The following is a 21,832-nucleotide window of genomic DNA, read 5'->3' on the forward strand; positions in this document are numbered from 1 at the left end:
CATTCACTTGTCTGGTGACAATGGCAAGGAGGTCACACCTGTTCCCATGCCGAACACAGAAGTTAAGCTCCTTAGCGCCGATGGTAGTTGGATTTACGTTCCGCTAGAGTAGGACGTTGCCAGGCAATTCATATTATTCCGCAGTAGCTCAGTGGTAGAGCTATCGGCTGTTAACCGATCGGTCGTAGGTTCGAATCCTACCTGCGGAGCCATGGCTCCTTGGTCAAGCGGTTAAGACACCGCCCTTTCACGGCGGTAACACGGGTTCGAGTCCCGTAGGAGTCACCATTTTGTTGGAGAATTAGCTCAGCTGGGAGAGCATCTGCCTTACAAGCAGAGGGTCGGCGGTTCGATCCCGTCATTCTCCACCATTTATATGTCGGAGGGGTAGCGAAGTGGCTAAACGCGGCGGACTGTAAATCCGCTCCTTCGGGTTCGGCAGTTCGAATCTGCCCCCCTCCACCATTTTAATAATGGGCTATAGCCAAGCGGTAAGGCAACGGACTTTGACTCCGTCACGCGCTGGTTCGAATCCAGCTAGCCCAGCCATTAGAGCCATTAGCTCAGTTGGTAGAGCATCTGACTTTTAATCAGAGGGTCAGAGGTTCGAATCCTCTATGGCTCACTCATTAGCACTCCTATATGGGGTGCTTTTTTTTATTTATTTTGTATAAATGTCTTTATTCAAAGCATTTTTTTTAATACAATTTATTTGTTCATATGACAGTTATAGTTATCATTGGTATAATTATGTCTATGGAAAAATATATTCGGAGGAGATGTTATGGATTTTTCCAACTTTTTTGATAATCTGAGTACATTAAAAATTATCACAAGTGTACTAGATTTACTTATTGTATGGTATGTCCTTTATCTTCTCATAACTGTATTTAAGGGAACCAAAGCTATACAGTTACTTAAAGGTATTTTATTTATAGTAATTGGGCAACAAGTGAGTAAAATTCTAAACTTAACTGCTACCTCTAAATTATTTGATATTGTTATCCAATGGGGAGTGTTAGCGCTTATAGTTATATTCCAACCGGAAATCAGACGCGCGCTTGAACAGTTAGGGCGTGGAAGTTTATTTAAACGGTATACTAATACTTACAGTCATGATGAAGAGAAGTTGATTCAAGCGGTATCCAAAGCTGTGCAATACATGGCTAAAAGACGTATTGGCGCGCTTATCGTTTTCGAAAAAGAAACAGGCCTGCAGGATTATATTGAAACAGGTATTGCAATGAATTCTGAAATATCTCAAGAATTATTGATAAATGTTTTTATTCCAAATACGCCTTTACATGATGGGGCAATGATAGTCCAAAATTCTAAGATTGCTAGTGCAGCAAGTTATTTACCTTTGTCAGATAGTGCTAAAATATCTAAAAGTTTAGGTACTCGACATAGAGCGGCCGTTGGTATCTCGGAAGTGTCAGATGCGTTCACAATAGTAGTTTCAGAGGAAACAGGATCTATTTCAGTTACATTTGATGGTAAATTAAGAAGAGATATTTCTACAGAGGTATTTGAAGAATTATTGGCTGAACATTGGTTTGGAACGCACTTTCAAAAGAAAGGTGTGAAATAACATGCTTGAGAGTAAGTGGGGGCTTAGATTTATAGCTTTAATATTAGCTATATTTTTCTATTTATCTGTTAATAATGTATTTGGTAATGTTTTTAGTAATGATAATTTATCACAGAACTCCTCTAAAACTATAGAAGATGTTCCAGTTGAGATACTGTATGACTCTAAAAATCTTCATGTTACTAAAGCACCTGATACAGTTAATGTTACAATTTCAGGACCACAGTCTAAGCTATTAAAAATTGAAGACGCTGATGATATAAAAGTTGTCGTTGATTTATCCAATGCTAAGGCAGGTAACTATAAAGAAGATTATGTTCTTAAAGGTCTTAGTAACGACATTAATTATAATGTTAAGCCTAAGCGAGCTTATGTTACTTTAGAAAATAAAAAGACAAAAACGATGCATGTTCAAGCAGATATCAGTAAAAATGACATTGACCCAGATTATAAAGTTAAACATAGTTCCGTCGAACCTGATTCTGTTAAAGTCACAGGGGGTAAAGAACAACTAAATAAGATTGCGTATTTAAAGGCTGCCTACAAAGATGCTACTAAAATAAGTGAAGATACTTCAGATGTAGCAGATGTGATAGCCTTCGATAAGCAGCTCAACAAATTAGATGTTAAAGTACAACCAGACGAAGTAAAGTTGAATGTGCAATTAGAACCTTATAGCAAAAAAGTTGATGTCAAAGTTCATACAAAGGGTAGCCTACCTAATAACAAAAGCTTAGATGACATTACTTTAGCTGATAAAGAAATAGAACTATATGGTAATAGAGATGAATTACAAAATGTAAATGAAATTGAAGGAACAGTCGACTTAGATGATGTCACTGAATCAACCGAGAAAAAAGTGGATTTAAAGTTACCTAGTAACGTTAAAAAAACTGAACCTGAAGAAGTAACAGCATATATTAATTTGAAATAAATACACATTATATAAAGGAGTATTAAAAATGGGAAAATATTTCGGTACTGATGGAGTTAGAGGTGTTGCTAACAAAGAATTGACACCTGAATTAGCATTTAAACTAGGTCGTTATGGCGGTTACGTATTAGCGCATAATAAAGGAGAACAAAGACCTAGAGTATTAGTAGGTAGAGATACACGTGTTTCAGGCGAAATGTTAGAATCAGCTTTAATCGCCGGCTTAGCTTCAATTGGTGCAGAGGTTATGCGTTTAGGTATTATATCTACTCCAGGAGTAGCGTATTTAACACGTGAAATGGGCGCTGAATTAGGCGTGATGATTTCAGCTTCACATAACCCAGTCGCAGACAATGGTATTAAATTCTTTGGTGGAGATGGTTTTAAATTATCAGATGATCAAGAAAATGAAATTGAAGTATTACTTGATCAAGAGAACCCAGATTTACCTCGACCAGAAGGTAAAGAAATTGCACACTTCTCAGATTATTATGAAGGTGCTCAAAAATACTTAAGTTACTTAAAGTCTACAATTGATGTAGATTTAGAAGGCTTAAAAATTACATTAGATGGTGCAAACGGCTCAACATCAGCACTAGCTCCATTCTTATTTGGCGATTTAGAAGCTGACACAGAAACTATAGGTTGCAGTCCTGACGGCTATAATATTAATGATAATTGTGGCTCAACACATCCTGAATTATTAGCTGAAAAAGTATTAGAAACTGAAAGCGACTTTGGTTTAGCCTTTGACGGAGATGGAGATCGCTTGATTGCCGTTGATGAAAAAGGAAACATTATTGATGGTGACCAAATCATGTTCGTTATTGGTCGTGAAATGCATAAAAATCATGAATTAAATAATGATATGATTGTATCTACTGTAATGAGTAACTTAGGTTTCTATAAAGCACTTGAAAATGAAGGTATTAAATCTAACAAAACCAAAGTTGGCGACAGATATGTTGTAGAAGAAATGCGTCGTGGAAATTACAATTTAGGTGGCGAACAATCAGGCCATATTGTTATGATGGATTATAATACTACAGGCGACGGTTTGCTTACTGGCGTGCAACTTGCTGCAGTAATTAAAATGACTGGTAAACCTTTAAGTGAATTAGCAGCACAAATGAAAAAATATCCTCAATCATTAATTAATGTTAAAGTTACTGACAAACATCACGTTGAAGAAAATGAAGATGTTAAACAAGTGATGAATGAAGTTGAAACAGAAATGAATGGTGAAGGAAGAATTTTAGTTAGACCTTCAGGAACAGAACCATTAGTACGTGTAATGGTGGAAGCAGCTACAGATGAAAAAGCACAAGATTACGCTCAACGTATTGCTAATGTAGTTGAGGAAAAAATGGGATTAGAATAATTATTTAGAAATAGAGAAGGCTGAGTCGTTTATATATAAATGACTCAGCCTTTATTTTTGTCTATAGTCGTCTGAAATGATTGTGCGTTCGAGCTTTATTTTCTCCATTTTTATCAGGACGACTTCTATTTTTATTATATAAAAACGCTTACATATAAACTAAATTTACTTTTTGGTTTTCAAAAAATATAATAATTTCAATCAGTTAATCATTTAATATAGTTATATACCGCATATTGTTTAAAAAAATATAAAATAAATGTGAAAGTATTTGCATTCGTTTGTTTGAAAAGTGTAAAATAAATAATATTGAAAGGAGGAAAAATAAATAAATAACTAAAGCGCCAGGGCAATTAATTGGTGTATCAATCATTAAGGATTAAATATGAGAATTCTTATAGATTATCCATTTAAATTGCAGACGAGGAGAATAGTCATCGAATATATCGGCGGGTGCTATTCCGGATGAAGGCACATTCGTAAGCTTATTAATTAAAACATTTAGGTGACTAAATGCACAAAAATAATAAGAATGCCTATAATAAATAAATTTTATAGAACTAAAAATGGTTAAATAGGGTAAGGAAGTTAGAGATTTAAATTAAAGTATAACTAAATTTTATTAAACAACTCTAGAATCTCTTATCAAGTAAAATAATAATTTTATATAACAGATAAAATTATTATAGCCATTAAATATGGAGGGAAATTTTATGTGCGGAATTGTAGGATATATTGGGTATGATAATGCCAAAGAATTATTATTGTCAGGTTTAGAAAAATTAGAATACAGAGGTTATGACTCTGCTGGTATTGCTGTAGCAAACGATGAAGGTACTACAGTATTCAAAGAAAAAGGTCGTATTGCTGAATTAAGAGGCGTTGCAGACAATAACGATACTGATGGACACGTTGGTATCGGTCACACTCGTTGGGCAACACACGGTGTGCCAAGTACAGTCAACTCTCATCCACACCAATCAACTAATGAACGTTTTACATTAGTTCATAATGGTGTTATCGAAAACTACGAAGAGTTAAAAAATGAATATTTATCAGATGTAACATTCCAATCTGAAACAGATACTGAAGTTATCGTTCAATTAGTTGAACACTTTTCAAATGAAGGTTTAGAAACTGAAGAAGCATTTACTAAAGTAGTATCATTATTACATGGTTCATACGCTTTAGGATTACTAGACAATCAAGACAACGATATTATTTATGTTGCTAAAAATAAATCACCATTATTAGTTGGTGTAGGCGAAGGATTCAATGTTATCGCATCAGATGCTTTAGCAATGATTAAAGTAACTAATAAATACAAAGAAATTCATGACCATGAAATTGTAATTGTTAAAAAAGATAGCGTTACGATTAAAGATCAAGAAGGAAATGTTCAAGATCGTGACATATATACTGCACAAATCGATGCATCAGATGCTGAAAAAGGTATTTATGATCATTACATGTTAAAAGAAATTAACGAACAACCAGCAGTAATGCGTCGTATTATCCAAGAATATGAAGATGATAATGGCGATTTAAAAATTGATCCAGAAATCGTTAAAGATGTAGCGGCGGCGGATCGTATTTACATCATTGCTGCAGGTACAAGTTACCATGCTGGATTAGTTGGTAAAGAATACCTTGAAAAATGGGCTGGCGTACCTACTGAAGTACATGTAGCTTCAGAATTCGTATATAACATGCCTTTATTATCTGAAAAACCATTATTCATCTATATTTCACAATCAGGTGAAACAGCAGATAGCCGTGCTGTATTAGTTGAAACAAACAAATTAGGTCACAAATCATTAACAGTGACAAACGTAGCAGGTTCAACATTATCACGTGAAGCGGATCACACATTACTATTACATGCTGGTCCAGAAATCGCAGTTGCTTCTACTAAAGCATATACTGCTCAAATTGCTGTATTATCTATCTTATCTCAAGTAGTTGCTCAAGCGCATGGTCGCGATAATGATATCGACCTACTTAGAGAATTAGCTAAAGTTACTACAGCGATTGAAACAATCGTTGATGATACGCCTAAAATGGAACAAATTGCTAAAGATTTCTTAGAAACTACACGCAATGCATTCTTTATCGGACGTACAATGGACTATAACGTAAGTTTAGAAGGTTCATTGAAACTTAAAGAAATTTCATATATTCAAGCTGAAGGCTTTGCAGGTGGCGAATTAAAACACGGTACAATTGCTTTAATTGAAGATCAAACACCTGTCATTGCATTATCTACACAAGAAAATGTGAACTTATCAATTCGTGGTAACGTTAAAGAAGTAGCAGCTCGTGGTGCTAACCCATGTATCATCTCTATGGAAGGTTTAGAGAAAGAAGGAGACACTTACGTTATCCCTCACGTTCATGAATTATTAACACCATTAGTTTCAGTAGTTACTATGCAATTAATTGCCTACTATGCAGCATTACACAGAGGCTTAGACGTAGATAAACCACGTAACTTAGCTAAATCTGTTACAGTTGAATAATATTGTTTTAACTAAAGGTCTAGGGCATTTAATCAATGCTCTAGGCTTTTTTTATCTAAATTAATAAGTGAGTGTTAAATATAGTCTTTAGTGTTGCACCTATTTTGGTTTTAGAAAAATTAGTTTATTTTAAAATAATATTGTAATTGCACTTTTAGTCAAATAGTGCCACAATTTTAAGAAAGATAAGTAAAGGAGAAGACAAAGATGACATTAGAACATATAAAAGCAATATTTTTAGATATGGATGGTACAATCTTGCATGAAGATAATAAAGCATCTAATAAAACTAAATCTGTCATTGATCAATTAAGAGAAAAAGGATATAAAGTATTTCTAGCTACAGGACGCTCATATTCTGAAATCCATAACTTAGTTCCTGAAAATTTCGAAGTTGATGGAATTATAAGTTCTAACGGTACAAGCGGAGAAATTAATGATAACAATCTATTTAAACATAGTTTAACTACAGAAAATGTGAAGCGCATTGTATCTTTAGCTCAACAACAAGAAATTTATTATGAAGTATTCCCATTTGATAAAACTAGAATTTCACTAAAAGAAGATTACCCATGGATGGATAATATGATACAAGGAGCAACACCTCCGAATAATGTTAGTGAGAGTGAATGGAAATCACGTTTAGATGCTATGGCAGGGAAGATTAATTGGCGAGACGACATTCCTGAAGATGACTATGCTAAAATTTACTTATTTACTACTAACTTAGAGAAGATTACTAACTTTAGAGATGAACTAATTCAAAATCAAGTGTTATTAAATATTAGTGTATCAAACTCATCACGTTTCAATGCTGAAACAATGGCGTATAACACTGATAAGGGTACAGGTATTAAAGAAATGATTGATCACTTTGGAATTAAACAAGAGGAGACACTTGTCATTGGCGATAGTGACAATGATAGAGCAATGTTTGCCTTTGGTGGTTATAGTGTAGCAATGAGTAATGCTAGACCGGAAATTAAAGCTATTACAGATGAAGCCACACAGTTTACTAATGAAGAAGACGGGGCAGCATTGTATTTAGAAGATAAATTTTTGAAATAACTAGTCCGAACTAATTTTACCTAAAAGCAAATTAAAAATATCCCTCAAATGATCTTTTAAGTTATCATTTGAGGGATATTCATTTAAGTTAATCTTTTATATTCTATTTATCTTTATTCATATGATTATCAACTTGATTTTTAACATCATCAGAATAATGTTTTGCTTTATCAGTTGCATCACTTGCTTTAGTGTGAACATCATCTTTAACGCTAGATGACGTTTTAGTAGTACGATTGTTTGCTTCGTTATTAGTTAGTGTATCTTTATTTTCTTCTACATCGTGTTTAGCTTTTTTGCCTTTTTTCTTAGTTTTAGAAGTTGGATTTAACTTTTCACCACGTTTTACGAAGTAATAAACGATACCCATTATAATAATATAGTATAGAATGAAGCGTAAAATAACGATAACAATTTGAGCGACATATAAGATGACTTGCGCAACTTTTTGAGACATATTACCAGTTGCCATTGAAATTAATGTACCAAGTGGTTGAGTAATAAGGATAATGATTAAATTAAGCAAGATTACTGCAATAAAGAATTTTAACCACGTTTTATGTCCATTTTTGATACCTTTGAAACCATCTTTGAAATGATCTAACGCTTTTGAATGGCCATCTTGAGCTAATGATACTGTATAATTAATCATTAATATAAAGAAGAACCAAGATACTAATGATGTGATTAAGCCCATAATAACTACCAGAATAATTTGCACTGTTAATAAGATAGCGATAGCATTATCTGATGAACTTACTGCTGATTGAACAGAAGTAAATAATGGCGTAAGTGCAAGGTTAAATAAGTAGTTTAAAGCCATAATAAGTAAGTACATAATTACAAAGATTACTATTGAAATAAGCGCTAAAATAATGCTTTTGCCATATTTACCTTTTTTAAAGGCGAAAAATAAATCAGTAAATTGAACTTTTTCTTTTTTAACAGCTTTAGCGATAACGTTAATTGCGCCAGCAAGTAATTGGTAACCTGCAAATATGAAGAATAATAACCCTATGAGTAGAGCTAATATCATTATAAATAAGTATGAACCTGGTGACTGTTGTAATTGCGCTGCTAGTTGCATTTGCATAAAGTACTGCATAAAGATTGTTTTAGCAACAACAAAAACCGCAAATACGACTATAAAGCTTACTATACTAAAAAGAATAGTCTTTAAAATTTGCGACATAGCATTTTTTAATGCCGAACTATGATATTTGAACAAAGATAAGCACTCCTTTTCTGTAATATAAATACAATATCAAAATTTATGATTTTTTTAAAACAATATCTAACATATTGGTGAATTAAGTGTTAAAATATGCTAATGATTAAAATTTGAAAGGAGGCATCATCATGAAATTTGCGATTATAACAGATGTACATGGTAATTTTGATGCGTTACAAACCGTTTTAGACGATATTGATAATAGAGAAGATATCGATAAGATTTATAACTTAGGGGACAATATTGGAATCGGTCATGAAACAAACAAAGTATTAGATTTAATTTTTGATCGTGATGATATGGAAATTATTGCTGGAAATCATGATGAAGCGGTCATGTCACTCGTAAATGACACTCCTTATCCTGAAGATTTAAAAGATAAGTTCTATGAGCATCATCAATGGATTGAAAGTCATATGGACGAAGACTATTATGATCAAATTAATCTTCTTCCTAGATATATTGAAAAAACAATCTGCGGTAAAAAAATATTATTTATCCATTATGAAATTGAAAATGATAAATTAGATAGTGGAATTGAAGATCAACCGTTCAGTCCAATTGTTAGCAATAGTAAAGAAGAGATAATTGACTTATTTAAAGACAAAGAAGCGGATTTAATTGTTTTCGGACATAATCATCAACTCCATTTATACGATGACAATGAAACAATTTATTTTAACCCAGGAGCTGTAGGGCTTAATAACGGGGCTAATGCAGTGTATGGCATAGTCACTATCACTGAAAATGGTTGCTCAGTAGAAAGAGTTAAACTTCCGTATGACAATGAAGAATATCTTCAAGGGTTTGAAGAAAAGCAAGTACCAGCAAAACAATTTATTTTTGATAATTTCTTATAATATAGGTAAAGCCGATTGGAGCATTGTTAACTCCAATCGGCTTTTAATATTAATGATGGTGATGGTCGTCATGATGATGGTGAACGCCTGAACATAAAATGGATTCATCATGATTATGCTTAGGTGTTTCAAGTTGGATTGTCATATGTTGAATATTTAAATGTAGCAGATCATGTTCAATAGATTCTAAAACATGTTCGCATTTATCAACAGTGAGTGATGGGCTAACGACCGCATGACAACTTAGTGCATTCATGTCATTAGAAATAGTCCAAACATGATAATCATGCACATTTTGAATTTCTTTATGATTCATAATCGCATTTATAATTTTGTCCAAATCGATGTCTGCCGGTGTACCTTCCATTAAAATATTTAAAGATGACATGGTGATACCATAAGCACTTTTCAAAATTAATAAAGAGACTAGTATGCTAGCAATCGGATCAGCTATCGTGAAATTGAAGCCCCAAATTAACAATGCAGCAATAATAGCGCCCACCGAACCTAATAAATCGCCAAGGACATGAATAAAAGCACCACGCATATTTAAATTATGAGAGGTGTCTCCGCCTCTAAACATTATTAAAGCAACGATAATATTAACTACTAATCCGACGACACTAATAATAAACATTTCAGTAGATTGTACTTCAGACGGAACAAAGAATCGTTTAATGGCTTCAATAATAATAATGATGCTAATAACAAATAATGTGACCCCGTTGAAGAGGGCTGCAAGCACTTCAAAGCGTTTATAACCAAATGTTTTAGTAGTCGTCGCATTTCTTTCAGCATACACGAAAGCAATTAACGCGACGCCAAGTGAAACAGTATCGCTAAACATGTGCAGACCGTCAGATAATAAAACTAAGCTATTAGCAATAAAGCCTCCAATAATTTCGACAATCATAAATAAACCGATAATCGCAAAAGAAATGGCTAATGTTTTTTTATTATTCGTATGTACGTGATGATGTGCGTGTGCATGATTTGACATATTAAAATTCACCTCTTAGATGTGTAGCATGTGAAATGGCTTGTTTAAATAGATTAGAAATGTGAGTGTCATCAATGGAATAAATCATAGATTGACCTTGTCTTGAAGCCTTAACAATTTGTGCTTGTTTTAATATCTTAAGCTGGTGAGAGACATTTGACTGAGTTAAATCTAGAGAATGCGTAATGTGACCCACGCTTGCTTCGCCATCTTGTAACAATTCCACAATTCTTAATCTATTGTAATCACTTAATGCTTTAAAGATTTCAGTTACATGTATTAATGTTTGATCTTCTATTTCTTCGGAAAAATGATTTTTCATAATAATTCCCTCTCATTAATATATGAATATATTTTCATATATTAATATATAGTAACTTTTAAGGTATGTCAAAGTTATAGTTAAGTTTAAGGGAAATTAAATGTGGTATGTAACCTTTAGGATAAAAATGAGGAGGTCGTTAAATTATGAGTATTTTAGTAATAGGCGCTAATGGTGGCGTAGGTTCTAAATTAGTTCAGCAATTAAAAGCAGATAACGTCGATTTTACTGCAGGCGTACGTAAGGAAGAACAAGTAGAACAGTTAAAAGGTCAAGATGTTAAAGCAACTTTAATCGATGTTGAAACTGATGGAATTGAAGACTTAACTAAAAAATTCAATGGCTTCGATAAAATTATCTTTTCAGTAGGTTCTGGCGGTAGTACTGGTGCTGATAAAACAATTATCGTTGATTTAGATGGAGCGGTAAAAGCAATTGAAGCAAGTAAAAAAGCCAATGTAAATCACTTTGTTATGGTATCAACTTACGATTCAAGACGTGAAGCATTTGATCCAAGTGGTGATTTAAAACCTTATACTATCGCAAAACATTATGCCGATAATCATTTAAGAGAATCAAATCTAACATATACAATTGTACATCCAGGCATGTTACAAGATGAAGAAGGCACAGGAAAAATTGAAGCGGACCTTTATTTCGAAGGTAGAGGATCTATTCCAAGAGAAGATGTTGCTAGTGTCTTAAAACAAGTTGTAACTACAAAAGATAAATATCACAATCAAGAATTCCAAGTTGTAGCGGGTGAATATACGGTTCAAGACGCACTATCACGTTTTGAATAAATTAATAAATTCTATGGCATATGCCAAGGCGGAACAATGAAATCTACGAACTCATATTAGATTTCTGTTCCGCTTTCTTGTTATTATAGTAATAGTTTCTATTAATGAGATATAAAAATTGATATAATAATGTTATGAGAAATTTTATTAATGAATAAATCTTATATTTTTTTAGAGCTAAAAGACGACTTATCAGTATTCAAATGACAAGTCAGAAAGTAACGTTATTTAATATACATACTTAAGTTGAAAATTTAAATAAACTTTAAAAATAAAGAATAAAGCTATAACCGGTTTCAGGGGGTGCAACTATGCCGTTATTTTTAAAGCCTATTTTTCATGAAAAAATTTGGGGCGGTAACAAATTAACTCGATTTAATTATGATATACCAAGCCAACATACTGGAGAATGTTGGGGGATATCAGCGCACCCTAATGGAAAAAATGTCATTACAAATGGGACCTATGCCGGCCAAACACTCGACCAAGTATGGCAAAATCATAGAGAATTGTTTGGTGATTTTCCGAGCAAAGATTTTCCTTTGTTATGCAAAATAGTAGATGCAAATGAACCATTATCCATTCATGTTCATCCAGATGATTCTTATGCATATGAATATGAAAGCGGCCAATATGGTAAGTCAGAATGTTGGTATATTATTGATGCACAAGAAGATGCTGAAATTATTATGGGAACGTCTATCGATAGTAGAGAAGACTTGCAACAACAACTAGACCAAGATGATTTATTGCAATCAGTAAGAACGATTAAAGTGAAACCAGGTGAGTTTTATTTTGTTCCAGCAGGCACGATTCATTCAATTGGTGCTGGTGTAATGGTGTATGAAACGATGCAGTCATCAGATATATCCTATAGATTGTATGATTACGACCGTCAACGTAGTGATAACCCTACGCTTGATATTGATAAGGCACTAGATGTAATTCAGTTTACAGCGGACATACCTAATATAAGTCCTGAAAATGAAATTATTGAAAATCATAAATGTAGCCATATCGTATCAAATGACTTTTTTACTATGGTTAAGTGGGAAATAGATGGAACGTTAAATTACATGAAACCTAGAGAGTTTTGCTTGGTCTCCGTTTTAGAAGGAGAAGGTCATATTATTACTGATGGCGAAATTTTCGAAATTGAAAAAGGATCGAATTTTATTTTAACATCTGAAGATTTAGATAGTGTGTTCGAAGGAAATTTTACCTTAATTATTAGTTACATCTAAGAGAAAGTAATAAAAATAGAAGTTTAGTAACAAGATAGTTTAGGAGTGTCACAAATGAAGCAATTTCTATATATTTCTTTAGTTTGTGGTGTGATTGCTGGGGCGGGCATTTTCTTCAATATGCCTCAATACCCCACGCCATTTATCCCGCGATTAGTTTCAATTATTGGTATGATAAGTGCCATTATTACTTTTAAAGACAAAGAGATAAGTGGACTACTTAAACTCGGAGGAATTATGATTAATTTAATGCCTTTGTTAGGAAGTTTATTAGTCTCTCATCAATAATATTTAGAACAAGTGTTCATAATTAGCTTAGAACTAAAGTGAATTATAAAGACTTGTTCTATTTTTTTGAAAACTGAAACGACGAAATTATTAAAATTTATGAATAAAAGTATCTTAAAAATATGATAGAATAAATAGAAAAATAAAAGCTAATCTAGCATTGATATGTTAACATTTAAAGCATAACTTATTAAATTTCAGGTGGACTAAGTCGATAACGTTTTAAGATATTTACCTATGTTTAGATAACTATGAGAGAAAATATAGTCTTCACTCGTTTTGCTCAAATTTAAGTCTGTTAGTCTAACCTCATTATACATACACGAATTAGTCTTTAATTAAGAAATTAAAAGGAGATTTACTATGGTAGAAGAAGTGAATTACTTTTGGCTCAACTGTGGTTATACAAGATGGAACCACAACGAACCTTTAGTAGGACAAACTACATTATTTGAATCAGGAGCCCAGTTTAATCCTACTCAAGGCTTTCGCGCTTTTAAAAAAGCTAAAACCGGCGATCAAGTTATATTTTATCAAGTCCAAACAGATACCGGATTATTAGGTATTGGGGAAATTACGAGTGTGCAAACTGGCGCACAAAATAAAATTAGAGTTGAATTTAAATTTAATGAACTATTAAAACCATTAACAACTGATTACCTAAAGAGAAGTGAAGTATTAGATTTTCGTATGAATAATATGCGTGAAACGCTAATCAATCAACTTACTCATGAAGAATTCGAACTTATCGTCGCTTTAGGTAAAGGCCAGAAAAAACTTCCTCGTTACTTCTTCTTATCTGAAAGTGAGGATTTTGAGCCTAAGGAATATTACACTATTTACACACATACTTATAATGGTATTAAACGTAATGGCTACCATTTCTATAATCAATTAGAAGTGGGCGATAATCTTATTTTCTATAATAAAAATAATGAGCAATCTGTTGTAGGTATTGGAGAAGTCTCACGTCATATACATGAAAAACCGCCAGTTGCTGGACGTACAAATAGTACTGCAATTGAAATTTACTACGATAAAGATATTACTCCTGTCACATTAGGGGCATTAAATAAACACCCTAAACTGAAAAACTTATATTTTTTACAAGAAAATGCTAAGCAAGCCATTGCTAGTTTGAGTCAGACTCAATATGACGCAATTCTTGATATGAGTGAAAATGATGGCGTTAAATCTCCATTTGAAACCATTAATAAATCCGAACTTGCTTCCCAAGACAATGATGAAACCATTAAACCTTTTATTTTATTAGTAGTGGATAAACGGGAAGAAGGATTAAAAGCAGCAAGTAATTTATTACAAAAAACTAATGCTAATCCTGTCATTACTACAGGGCATCCTGATTTTTCAGAAGATATGTTATATGGTAAATACTTACCCAATGAGACTGGAGCACTATACTACCGTGAGGGATTCATTACACAATTAATGCCTAAAAATGATAAAAGTTATTTAGTGATTGACAATTTCAATAGAATTGACCCAGATATTTTCCAAACTTATATTAACGTTTTAGAAGGATATGAAGTTACATTGCCAAGATATAATAAAGAAGGCAATATGGTTAAATGGTCACGCGAAAAAGATTCTTATTATCATTTTAATCCTAACTGGCATATTATAGGTGTAACATATGATAGCCTTGAAGAGCTTAAAGTGAAATATTCAGAGCAATTCTTAAAATATACACGTATTGTAAAAGTAAATCATGAATAATGTATGTATCAAGCACTATCAAAAGTCATAGTATTGTGACTTTTGGTAGTGCTTTTGTGTTTAGAAGAATAGGTTAAAAGGAATATAACGTATATACAAGAAATATATAGGAAGGTGACATTGAATGCCAATTATTTATTATGACGGAAATTGTGTGTATTGTTATAACTGTTGTATTTGGTTGATTCAACATGGATTACCAAAAAGTTATGAAATTGCGACTTTAAAAGGACAAACTGCGCAAAACTTCTTCAAACAGTATCCGGAAGCTAAAAATAAAAATAGCGTCATCTTACAAAAAGGGAACCATTTAGAATATAAATCAACGGCAATAGCTACATTGATTAATACGCTACCAAATTATAAATGGTTAGGCATGTTAATTAAAATTGTACCACGTCCAATTAGAGACTTCTTTTACAATTTATTTGCTGACAATCGTAATAGAATGTGGAAAACGCATTGGCACCAGCCTAATGAATACGAAAAATCATTCTTTATTGATGATGAGCGAGGATAATTGATAAAATTATTTGATAGTTGATAATTTAAACTTTATTAATTGATAATAAAAGAGACTTTATTGAAAATATTTTCTAATTATATACGTTGTAAAGACTGTTTTTTAACGTTAATCTCTAATGATTAGATTATAATGATTATAAATAAAAAGTGGTTTTTCTGTTTACAGATTATAATAATTATAATATAATGAATAATGTAGATAAGAGAAATAAATCATTTTAAAGGAGCGAATCATATGACTCAACAAGATGTAGTAAAAGAATTAAACCAACAAGTTGCAAACTGGACAGTAGCATTTACAAAATTACACAATTTCCATTGGTACGTTAAAGGCCCTAATTTCTTCTCATTACACGAAAAATTTGAAGAATTATACAATGAAGCTAGCCAATATATTGATGATTTAGCTGAACGTATTTTAGCAATTGGTGGTAACCCAGTTGGTACTTTAAAAGAAAGTTTAGATATTTCTATCGTGGAAGAAGCAGGTAAAAATTATACTGCTGAACAAATGGTTGAAGAATTTTCAAAAGATCTAACAAATATTTCTAAACAATTAGAAACTGCTATTGAAGTAGCTGGTGACGCTAAAGATGATGTATCTGAAGATATGTTCATCGGTATGCAAACATCAGTAGATAAACATAACTGGATGCTTAAATCATATTTAGTATAATAACAGCTAGCTATATAGAAAGAGATTGGGACATAAATCCCAATCTCTTTTTTATCTATACTTCGTATTGTTTGGTTCGCATTTCCTTGGGGGAGCGAGACAGAAATCTAATGCAATTTCTAAGATTTCGTAGTCCCGCCCCGGCAAGGTTGACTAGAAATGAAGGAAGTGAGGATCGAACGCATCTTCATTTCAGACAACTACTGCCAAGTCGAGCCACGGTCTCGACGCTCATCCTATTCCCTCAGGAGTCTCGCCAACAATACTACGTTATATACATGTACTTTTACATTAAAATACTTTTGAAAATAAGACGTTTTCGTATTATTTAATAAACACCATTAAATTACACTAATAAGATGGTCGGACAAAATTTTGTCCGACCTTTTTTTAATATCTCTTTTATTTAACGATGACTTTAATCAGCAATTTCTAAAGCAATTTCCATCATTTGAGTGAAAGAAGTTTGACGTTCTTCGGCAGATGTTGCTTCATCTCTTAAAATGTGATCACTTACTGTAAATACGCCTAGTGCTTTTTTGCCTGCATTAAGCGCGTTTAGATATAAACCAGCTGATTCCATTTCAATACCTAAGATGCCCATTTTATGCCAACTATCATTAAATGTTGCATCAGCATTATAGAAAGTATCTGAAGATAACACATTACCCACGTGACTTACTGCACCAATTTCATCTGCTACTTTTTTAGCTTTAGTAATTAACTCAAAATCAGCGATAGGTGCAAAATGACCTGGAATATTAAATTGATCCACATAATTTGAGTTAGTTGAAGCGGCTTGAGCAATAATTACATCATATAAATTAACATCTTCTTGTAATGCGCCACATGAACCTACACGGATAATTGTGTCAACATCAAAGAAATTATACAGTTCATACGAATAAATCCCAATACTTGGAATACCCATACCTGAACCCATTACTGAAATTTCTTTGCCTTTATATGTCCCAGTGTAACCAAACATATTTCGAACTTCATTAAACTGTTCAACATTTTCTAAAAAGTTTTCGGCAATATACTTAGCACGTAATGGATCTCCAGGCATTAGAACTGTTTTTGCAATTTTTGTCCCATTAGGTTGAATATGAGGTGTGCCATTTGTCATAAAAATCTTCTCCTTAACATTCATATTTAAAATTAAGATAACATTTGTTTAACTTTTTTGCGAATTTTTGTACTATATAAGTGAACGGGCTATATTAAAATTAAATATAAAATAGTTTAAAGTTGAATATTATTTCATTTAAACAACACATTGGAGGACGCTATAATGAATTACGCAAAATTTATTGATCACACATTATTAAAGCCTGAGTCTACACGCGAGCAAATAACTAAAATTGTTGATGAGGCTAAGGAATATGGTTTTAAATCGGTTTGTGTCAATCCGAAGCATGTAAATTATGCTGCCAAAGAATTAAAAGATTCAGATGTATTGGTATGTACAGTTATTGGATTTCCATTAGGGGCAACAACTACTGAAGTTAAAATGTTTGAAACTGAAGACGCTATTAAGAATGGTGCTTCTGAAATAGACATGGTAATTAATGTAGGTGCGCTCAAGGATGGAAGATATGAAGACGTACAAAAAGATATCGAAGGTGTAGTAGGCGCTGCTAACGGTAAAACTGTAAAAGTAATTATCGAAACAGTCTTACTTACTGACGAAGAAAAAGTAAAAGCTTGTGAACTTGCAAAAGAAGCAGGAGCTGACTTCGTGAAGACATCTACTGGATTTGCTGGTGGGGGAGCTACGCCAGAAGATGTGAAATTAATGAAAGATACAGTGGGGAATGATCTAGAAGTTAAAGCATCTGGAGGAGTCCGTAATCTTGAAGATTTTAATAAAATGATTGAAGCGGGTGCCACACGTATCGGTGCTAGCGCTGGTGTACAAATTATTCAAGGTTTAGAATCTAACTCCGATTATTAACCTTATCACACAGCAGTTGAAATAACTTTTAAATCGAAAGGGGTTCAGAGTTATGAGAATGGTAGATATTATTGAAAAGAAACGCGACGGTAAAGCACTCACACAAGAAGAAATTGAATTTTTCATTAATGGTTATACCAAGGGAGACATTCCAGATTATCAAGCATCTAGTTTAGCAATGGCGATATATTTTCAAGATATGAACGAAAAAGAACGTGCTAATTTGACTATGGCTATGGTAAATTCAGGCGACGTTATTGATTTATCACTTATTAATGGGATTAAAGTAGATAAACATTCAACTGGTGGTGTAGGCGATACGACGACACTTGTATTAGCGCCATTAGTTGCAGCGGTCGGCGTTCCAGTAGCGAAAATGAGTGGTCGAGGTCTAGGCCATACAGGTGGTACAATTGATAAACTTGAATCTATTAAAGGTTTTCATGTCGAAATTTCCGAAGATGAATTTGTTAAATTAGTTAATGAAAATCAAGTAGCTGTAATAGGACAATCTGGAAATTTAACGCCAGCGGATAAAAAGCTATATGCCTTAAGAGATGTTACTGGCACAGTAAATTCAATTCCATTAATTGCTTCATCTATTATGAGTAAAAAAATCGCTGCTGGGGCAGACGCAATCGTTTTAGATGTTAAAACAGGTAATGGCGCCTTCATGAAAACATTAGAAGATGCTGAAAATCTAGCGCACGCTATGGTGAGTATCGGTAATAATGTTGGTAGAAATACAATGGCGATTATTTCAGATATGAGCCAACCACTTGGTCGCGCTATAGGTAATGCTTTAGAATTAAAAGAGGCTATTGATACGCTTAAAGGCGAAGGCCCAGAAGATTTAACTGAATTAGTCTTAACACTTGGTTCACAAATGGTAGTACTTGCTGAGCAAGCTAAAACATTAGATGAAGCACGCCAACTATTATTAAATGCCATAAATGATGGCACGGCTTTAGCTAAATTTAAAGTCTTTTTAGAACAACAAGGTGGCGATGCAACAGTAGTAGACGACCCTGATAAATTACCAACTGCTCAATATAAAATTGAGTATAAAGCAAAATCAAACGGTGTCGTATCTGAATTAATTGCCAATGAAATCGGCGTTGCCTCTATGATGTTAGGCGCTGGACGTCAAACAAAAGAAGACGAGATTGATTTAAGCGTAGGTATAGTGTTGCATAAAAAAGTTGGTGATACGGTTCAAGTTGGAGAACCCTTACTAACAATTCATAGTAATCGTCAGAATGTGGACGATGTCATCGATAAACTTGACCAAAGCATAACTATACAAGAACATAGCGAAGCACCGACTTTAATTCATAAAATAATTACAGAGTAGGAGTGGGTAAATATGACTACACCATTTAAAAGAGTACATCTAATTGTCATGGACTCAGTAGGTATTGGTGAAGGCCCAGACGCAGCAGCTTTTAATGATGAAGGTTCACATACTTTAAAACATACATTAGAAGGATTTAAACAAGACTTACCTAATTTAGAACGTTTAGGATTAGGTAATATTGAGGACTTGCCAGTAGTTAAGAAAGTTGACCAACCTGGAGCTTTCTATACAAAATTAAGTGAAGCCTCAGTGGGTAAAGATACTATGACTGGACATTGGGAAATTATGGGCTTAAATATCATGCAACCATTTAAAGTTTATCCAAACGGTTTCCCAGATGAATTAATTCAAGAAATTGAAGAGATGACAGGCCGTAAAGTGGTTGCAAATAAACCAGCCTCAGGTACTGCAATTATCGATGAGCTGGGCGAACACCAAATGAAGACTGGAGATTTAATCGTCTACACTAGTGCTGACCCAGTTCTACAAATTGCGGCGCATGAAGATATCATTCCACTTGAAGAGCTTTACGATATTTGCGAAAAGATCCGTGAATTAACGAAAGACCCTAAATATTTAATTGGACGTGTCATTGCTCGACCATATGTCGGCGAGCCTGGAAACTTCACACGTACATCTAATAGACATGACTATGCTTTAAAACCATTCGGTAAAACTGTTATGAATACGTTAAAAGAGAACGATTATGACGTTATTGCCATTGGTAAAATTAATGATATTTATGACGGTGAAGGTGTCACTGAAGCAATCCGTACTAAAAGTAATATGGATGGTATGGATCAACTTATTAACGTGGTTAAGAAAGACTTCAACGGCATTAGCTTCTTAAACTTAGTAGATTTCGATGCGCTATATGGTCATCGTCGTGACAAAGAAGGTTATGCTCAAGCTATTAAAGACTTCGACGAACGTTTACCAGAACTTATCGACAATCTTCAAGAAGATGATTTAGTCATCATTACAGCAGATCATGGTAACGATCCAATTGCAGATGGTACGGATCATACAAGAGAATACATCCCTGTCCTAATGTTTAGTCCGAAAGTTAAAAATTATCATGAGCTATCAGGAGATACTACATTTAGCTCAATTGGGGCTACAATAGCTGATAATTTCAACGTAGAATTGCCGGAATTCGGTAAAAGTTACCTAAAAGAAATGGGAGTTGAGCATTAATGAAATTAATGAGATATTTACTTGGCTTAGGCTTTGGCACAGCCGGCGTACTTCATTTTACAAATGAACGTCAATTTAGAAATATTGTGCCAGATTATTTACCATTACAAAAAACAGCAGTCCTAGTTACAGGCGTTTTTGAAATATTCTTCGGAGCGATGTTACTCGTTAAACGTCCTGCTAGCTGGTTGAAAAAAGGAATGAATCTATTCCTACTTGCTGTGTTCCCAGCTAATATTTATATGGCTCGTAAAGAATTACCATTAGGTGATAAACAAGTTCCAAAATGGGCTTTATATTCAAGATTACCTATGCAATTCGTACTAATGGGTCTAATTAAAAAATTATAATCTCGTAGAGCTAAGATAGACTCAAACGAATCATATCAAACGTAGAACGTAATAAAAAACTCGAAGATGATTTCATTGTTACAGCGTGAAATCGTCTTCGAGTTATTTTTATGGAGTAGTTTCCAATTTATTTAAATAAAGTTACTTATTAGTGAGAATTATTTATTTTCACCAAAGATATCATTCCATTGGTTACGTTTATTTAAGAATTCTTGGGCAATTTCTTTTGCACCTTCTAGAGAATGGCTAGCTGCCCATCCACATTGAACTTCATTACAAGCTGGTACTTCAGTAGCTTGTAGAACATCGTTTAATGTTTTTTCAATAATATCTAATACTTCATCATAGTTATCGTGATTAATAAATGAAACATAGAAACCTGTTTGGCAACCCATAGGACTTAAATCAACTACTTTGTCAGTATGATTTCTAATATTTTCAGCCATTAAATGCTCAAGTGAATGTAATCCTGGCATTTCCATATGTTCTTTGTTTGGTTGTTTAAAACGAATATCATATTTTTTAATAACATCGCCATTTAAACCTTCCATTGTGCCAGCTAATCGTACGAATGGTGCCACTACTTTAGTGTGATCTAAATTAAAACTTTCAACGTTCATTTTTGTCATAAGACATCCTCCTTAGATAGCTCTTAACTCTATGCTAAATCAATAAATTGATTGTAACAAGAGTTTTACTTATTTACAATTTTTCACAATTTAAAATATCGAATAAGAAGGTGAGTAACCGGGTAGTTAAATTATTGTTAGAAAATTTTGTAAATAAGACAAA

21 protein-coding genes, 6 tRNA genes and 1 rRNA gene are annotated in these 21,832 nt (G+C 33.3%); 23 read left to right on the forward strand and 5 right to left on the reverse strand.

What is annotated here, in order from left to right:
* Window positions 1–10 precede the first annotated feature (10 nt).
* From rrf to HS848_RS11490, 12 genes are all read left to right on the forward strand, one after another.
* Window positions 11–125, forward strand: a 5S ribosomal RNA gene (gene rrf / locus HS848_RS11435).
* A gap of 12 nt (window positions 126–137) precedes the next feature.
* Window positions 138–212, forward strand: a tRNA-Asn gene (locus HS848_RS11440).
* 1 nt (window position 213) lies between these two features.
* Window positions 214–288 (forward strand) — tRNA-Glu (locus HS848_RS11445).
* Between the two features lie 7 nt (window positions 289–295).
* Window positions 296–371, forward strand: a tRNA-Val gene (locus HS848_RS11450).
* 10 nt (window positions 372–381) lie between these two features.
* Window positions 382–465: transfer RNA gene (locus tag HS848_RS11455), tRNA-Tyr, on the forward strand.
* 9 nt (window positions 466–474) lie between these two features.
* Window positions 475–549: transfer RNA gene (locus HS848_RS11460), tRNA-Gln, on the forward strand.
* A gap of 3 nt (window positions 550–552) precedes the next feature.
* Window positions 553–625 (forward strand) — tRNA-Lys (locus tag HS848_RS11465).
* A gap of 159 nt (window positions 626–784) precedes the next feature.
* A complete protein-coding gene (cdaA, locus tag HS848_RS11470; RefSeq protein ID WP_198612420.1) occupies window positions 785–1,591 on the forward strand; it encodes a diadenylate cyclase CdaA in 807 nt (268 codons plus the stop codon).
* Between the two features lies 1 nt (window position 1,592).
* The gene (locus tag HS848_RS11475) at window positions 1,593–2,525 is read left to right on the forward strand and encodes a CdaR family protein (protein WP_198612421.1); all 933 of its coding nucleotides are present in this window, start codon (window positions 1,593–1,595) and stop codon (window positions 2,523–2,525) included.
* Between the two features lie 28 nt (window positions 2,526–2,553).
* Window positions 2,554–3,906 (forward strand): phosphoglucosamine mutase, encoded by a 1,353-nt coding sequence (glmM, locus tag HS848_RS11480; RefSeq protein WP_198612422.1) that lies wholly within the window; start codon window positions 2,554–2,556, stop codon window positions 3,904–3,906.
* A gap of 713 nt (window positions 3,907–4,619) precedes the next feature.
* A complete protein-coding gene (glmS, locus tag HS848_RS11485) occupies window positions 4,620–6,425 on the forward strand; it encodes a glutamine--fructose-6-phosphate transaminase (isomerizing) (RefSeq protein WP_198612423.1) in 1,806 nt (601 codons plus the stop codon).
* Between the two features lie 207 nt (window positions 6,426–6,632).
* Window positions 6,633–7,493 (forward strand): HAD family hydrolase, encoded by an 861-nt coding sequence (locus HS848_RS11490; protein WP_198612424.1) that lies wholly within the window; start codon window positions 6,633–6,635, stop codon window positions 7,491–7,493.
* A gap of 103 nt (window positions 7,494–7,596) precedes the next feature.
* On the opposite strand, the gene HS848_RS11495 is transcribed toward HS848_RS11490, so the two are convergent.
* Entirely contained in the window at window positions 7,597–8,721 is a 1,125-nt protein-coding gene (locus HS848_RS11495; RefSeq protein ID WP_198612425.1) for a DUF6681 family protein, read from the reverse strand.
* A 131-nt stretch (window positions 8,722–8,852) separates the two neighbouring features.
* Here HS848_RS11495 and HS848_RS11500 point away from each other — a divergent pair, with 131 nt between their 5' ends.
* The gene (locus HS848_RS11500; protein ID WP_198612426.1) at window positions 8,853–9,584 is read left to right on the forward strand and encodes a metallophosphoesterase family protein; all 732 of its coding nucleotides are present in this window, start codon (window positions 8,853–8,855) and stop codon (window positions 9,582–9,584) included.
* A 49-nt stretch (window positions 9,585–9,633) separates the two neighbouring features.
* On the opposite strand, the gene czrB is transcribed toward HS848_RS11500, so the two are convergent.
* On the reverse strand, window positions 9,634–10,584 hold the full coding sequence (gene czrB / locus HS848_RS11505) for a CDF family zinc efflux transporter CzrB (RefSeq protein WP_232806182.1): 951 nt from the start codon (window positions 10,582–10,584) through the stop codon (window positions 9,634–9,636).
* 1 nt (window position 10,585) lies between these two features.
* Window positions 10,586–10,906, reverse strand: a complete 321-nt coding sequence (locus HS848_RS11510) for an ArsR/SmtB family transcription factor (RefSeq protein ID WP_198612428.1) — start codon at window positions 10,904–10,906, stop codon at window positions 10,586–10,588.
* Between the two features lie 146 nt (window positions 10,907–11,052).
* Between HS848_RS11510 and HS848_RS11515 the strand changes: the two genes are divergently transcribed.
* The 6 genes from HS848_RS11515 to HS848_RS11540 all read left to right on the forward strand — a co-directional run bounded on the left by HS848_RS11515 (window position 11,053) and on the right by HS848_RS11540 (window position 16,179).
* Complete coding sequence (locus HS848_RS11515) at window positions 11,053–11,709, forward strand: NAD(P)-binding oxidoreductase (protein ID WP_198612429.1); 657 nt, start codon at window positions 11,053–11,055, stop codon at window positions 11,707–11,709.
* 311 nt (window positions 11,710–12,020) lie between these two features.
* Entirely contained in the window at window positions 12,021–12,953 is a 933-nt protein-coding gene (locus tag HS848_RS11520) for a type I phosphomannose isomerase catalytic subunit (protein WP_198612430.1), read from the forward strand.
* 54 nt (window positions 12,954–13,007) lie between these two features.
* Complete coding sequence (locus HS848_RS11525) at window positions 13,008–13,241, forward strand: hypothetical protein (protein WP_107508501.1); 234 nt, start codon at window positions 13,008–13,010, stop codon at window positions 13,239–13,241.
* Between the two features lie 363 nt (window positions 13,242–13,604).
* Window positions 13,605–14,978 (forward strand): EVE domain-containing protein, encoded by a 1,374-nt coding sequence (locus HS848_RS11530; RefSeq protein WP_198612431.1) that lies wholly within the window; start codon window positions 13,605–13,607, stop codon window positions 14,976–14,978.
* A gap of 124 nt (window positions 14,979–15,102) precedes the next feature.
* Window positions 15,103–15,498 carry a thiol-disulfide oxidoreductase DCC family protein gene (locus tag HS848_RS11535; RefSeq protein ID WP_198612432.1) on the forward strand — a complete coding sequence of 132 codons (396 nt, stop codon included), beginning with the start codon at window positions 15,103–15,105 and terminating at the stop codon, window positions 15,496–15,498.
* Between the two features lie 240 nt (window positions 15,499–15,738).
* Window positions 15,739–16,179, forward strand: coding sequence for a Dps family protein (locus HS848_RS11540; RefSeq protein ID WP_107508498.1), 441 nt, complete (start codon window positions 15,739–15,741; stop codon window positions 16,177–16,179).
* 418 nt (window positions 16,180–16,597) lie between these two features.
* Here HS848_RS11540 and deoD read toward each other — a convergent pair whose 3' ends face one another.
* Window positions 16,598–17,308 carry a purine-nucleoside phosphorylase gene (deoD, locus tag HS848_RS11545; protein ID WP_107508497.1) on the reverse strand — a complete coding sequence of 237 codons (711 nt, stop codon included), beginning with the start codon at window positions 17,306–17,308 and terminating at the stop codon, window positions 16,598–16,600.
* 165 nt (window positions 17,309–17,473) lie between these two features.
* Here deoD and deoC point away from each other — a divergent pair, with 165 nt between their 5' ends.
* From deoC to HS848_RS11565, 4 genes are read left to right on the forward strand one after another with little or no spacing between them, the layout of a single operon-like run.
* Window positions 17,474–18,136 (forward strand): deoxyribose-phosphate aldolase, encoded by a 663-nt coding sequence (gene deoC, locus HS848_RS11550; protein ID WP_198612433.1) that lies wholly within the window; start codon window positions 17,474–17,476, stop codon window positions 18,134–18,136.
* A gap of 52 nt (window positions 18,137–18,188) precedes the next feature.
* Window positions 18,189–19,490, forward strand: coding sequence for a pyrimidine-nucleoside phosphorylase (locus HS848_RS11555; RefSeq protein ID WP_198612434.1), 1,302 nt, complete (start codon window positions 18,189–18,191; stop codon window positions 19,488–19,490).
* A 12-nt stretch (window positions 19,491–19,502) separates the two neighbouring features.
* Window positions 19,503–20,690 (forward strand): phosphopentomutase, encoded by a 1,188-nt coding sequence (gene deoB, locus HS848_RS11560; RefSeq protein ID WP_198612435.1) that lies wholly within the window; start codon window positions 19,503–19,505, stop codon window positions 20,688–20,690.
* The gene (locus HS848_RS11565; RefSeq protein WP_198612436.1) at window positions 20,690–21,040 is read left to right on the forward strand and encodes a DoxX family protein; all 351 of its coding nucleotides are present in this window, start codon (window positions 20,690–20,692) and stop codon (window positions 21,038–21,040) included. The genes deoB and HS848_RS11565 overlap by 1 nt, the downstream gene beginning before the upstream one ends.
* Window positions 21,041–21,198: 158 nt before the next feature.
* Here the strand turns inward: HS848_RS11565 and HS848_RS11570 are convergent, their stop codons facing one another.
* Entirely contained in the window at window positions 21,199–21,669 is a 471-nt protein-coding gene (locus tag HS848_RS11570; RefSeq protein ID WP_107508492.1) for an S-ribosylhomocysteine lyase, read from the reverse strand.
* Between the last annotated feature and the right edge of the window lie 163 nt (window positions 21,670–21,832).

This window comes from Staphylococcus caledonicus (genome assembly GCF_016238465.1).
GTDB lineage: Bacteria > Bacillota > Bacilli > Staphylococcales > Staphylococcaceae > Staphylococcus > Staphylococcus caledonicus.

Excerpts from the sequence above, each read along its gene's own strand:
- cdaA (WP_198612420.1), top strand. The coding sequence starts at position 785 with ATGGATTTTTCCAACTTTTTTGATAATCTGAGTACATTAAAAATTATC.
- HS848_RS11475 (WP_198612421.1), top strand. The coding sequence starts at position 1,593 with ATGCTTGAGAGTAAGTGGGGGCTTAGATTTATAGCTTTAATATTAGCT.
- glmM (WP_198612422.1), top strand. The coding sequence starts at position 2,554 with ATGGGAAAATATTTCGGTACTGATGGAGTTAGAGGTGTTGCTAACAAA.
- glmS (WP_198612423.1), top strand. The coding sequence starts at position 4,620 with ATGTGCGGAATTGTAGGATATATTGGGTATGATAATGCCAAAGAATTA.
- HS848_RS11490 (WP_198612424.1), top strand. The coding sequence starts at position 6,633 with ATGACATTAGAACATATAAAAGCAATATTTTTAGATATGGATGGTACA.
- HS848_RS11500 (WP_198612426.1), top strand. The coding sequence starts at position 8,853 with ATGAAATTTGCGATTATAACAGATGTACATGGTAATTTTGATGCGTTA.
- czrB (WP_232806182.1), bottom strand. The coding sequence starts at position 10,584 with ATGTCAAATCATGCACACGCACATCATCACGTACATACGAATAATAAA.
- HS848_RS11510 (WP_198612428.1), bottom strand. The coding sequence starts at position 10,906 with ATGAAAAATCATTTTTCCGAAGAAATAGAAGATCAAACATTAATACAT.
- HS848_RS11515 (WP_198612429.1), top strand. The coding sequence starts at position 11,053 with ATGAGTATTTTAGTAATAGGCGCTAATGGTGGCGTAGGTTCTAAATTA.
- HS848_RS11520 (WP_198612430.1), top strand. The coding sequence starts at position 12,021 with ATGCCGTTATTTTTAAAGCCTATTTTTCATGAAAAAATTTGGGGCGGT.
- HS848_RS11525 (WP_107508501.1), top strand. The coding sequence starts at position 13,008 with ATGAAGCAATTTCTATATATTTCTTTAGTTTGTGGTGTGATTGCTGGG.
- HS848_RS11530 (WP_198612431.1), top strand. The coding sequence starts at position 13,605 with ATGGTAGAAGAAGTGAATTACTTTTGGCTCAACTGTGGTTATACAAGA.
- HS848_RS11535 (WP_198612432.1), top strand. The coding sequence starts at position 15,103 with ATGCCAATTATTTATTATGACGGAAATTGTGTGTATTGTTATAACTGT.
- HS848_RS11540 (WP_107508498.1), top strand. The coding sequence starts at position 15,739 with ATGACTCAACAAGATGTAGTAAAAGAATTAAACCAACAAGTTGCAAAC.
- deoD (WP_107508497.1), bottom strand. The coding sequence starts at position 17,308 with ATGACAAATGGCACACCTCATATTCAACCTAATGGGACAAAAATTGCA.
- deoC (WP_198612433.1), top strand. The coding sequence starts at position 17,474 with ATGAATTACGCAAAATTTATTGATCACACATTATTAAAGCCTGAGTCT.
- HS848_RS11555 (WP_198612434.1), top strand. The coding sequence starts at position 18,189 with ATGAGAATGGTAGATATTATTGAAAAGAAACGCGACGGTAAAGCACTC.
- deoB (WP_198612435.1), top strand. The coding sequence starts at position 19,503 with ATGACTACACCATTTAAAAGAGTACATCTAATTGTCATGGACTCAGTA.
- HS848_RS11565 (WP_198612436.1), top strand. The coding sequence starts at position 20,690 with ATGAAATTAATGAGATATTTACTTGGCTTAGGCTTTGGCACAGCCGGC.
- HS848_RS11570 (WP_107508492.1), bottom strand. The coding sequence starts at position 21,669 with ATGACAAAAATGAACGTTGAAAGTTTTAATTTAGATCACACTAAAGTA.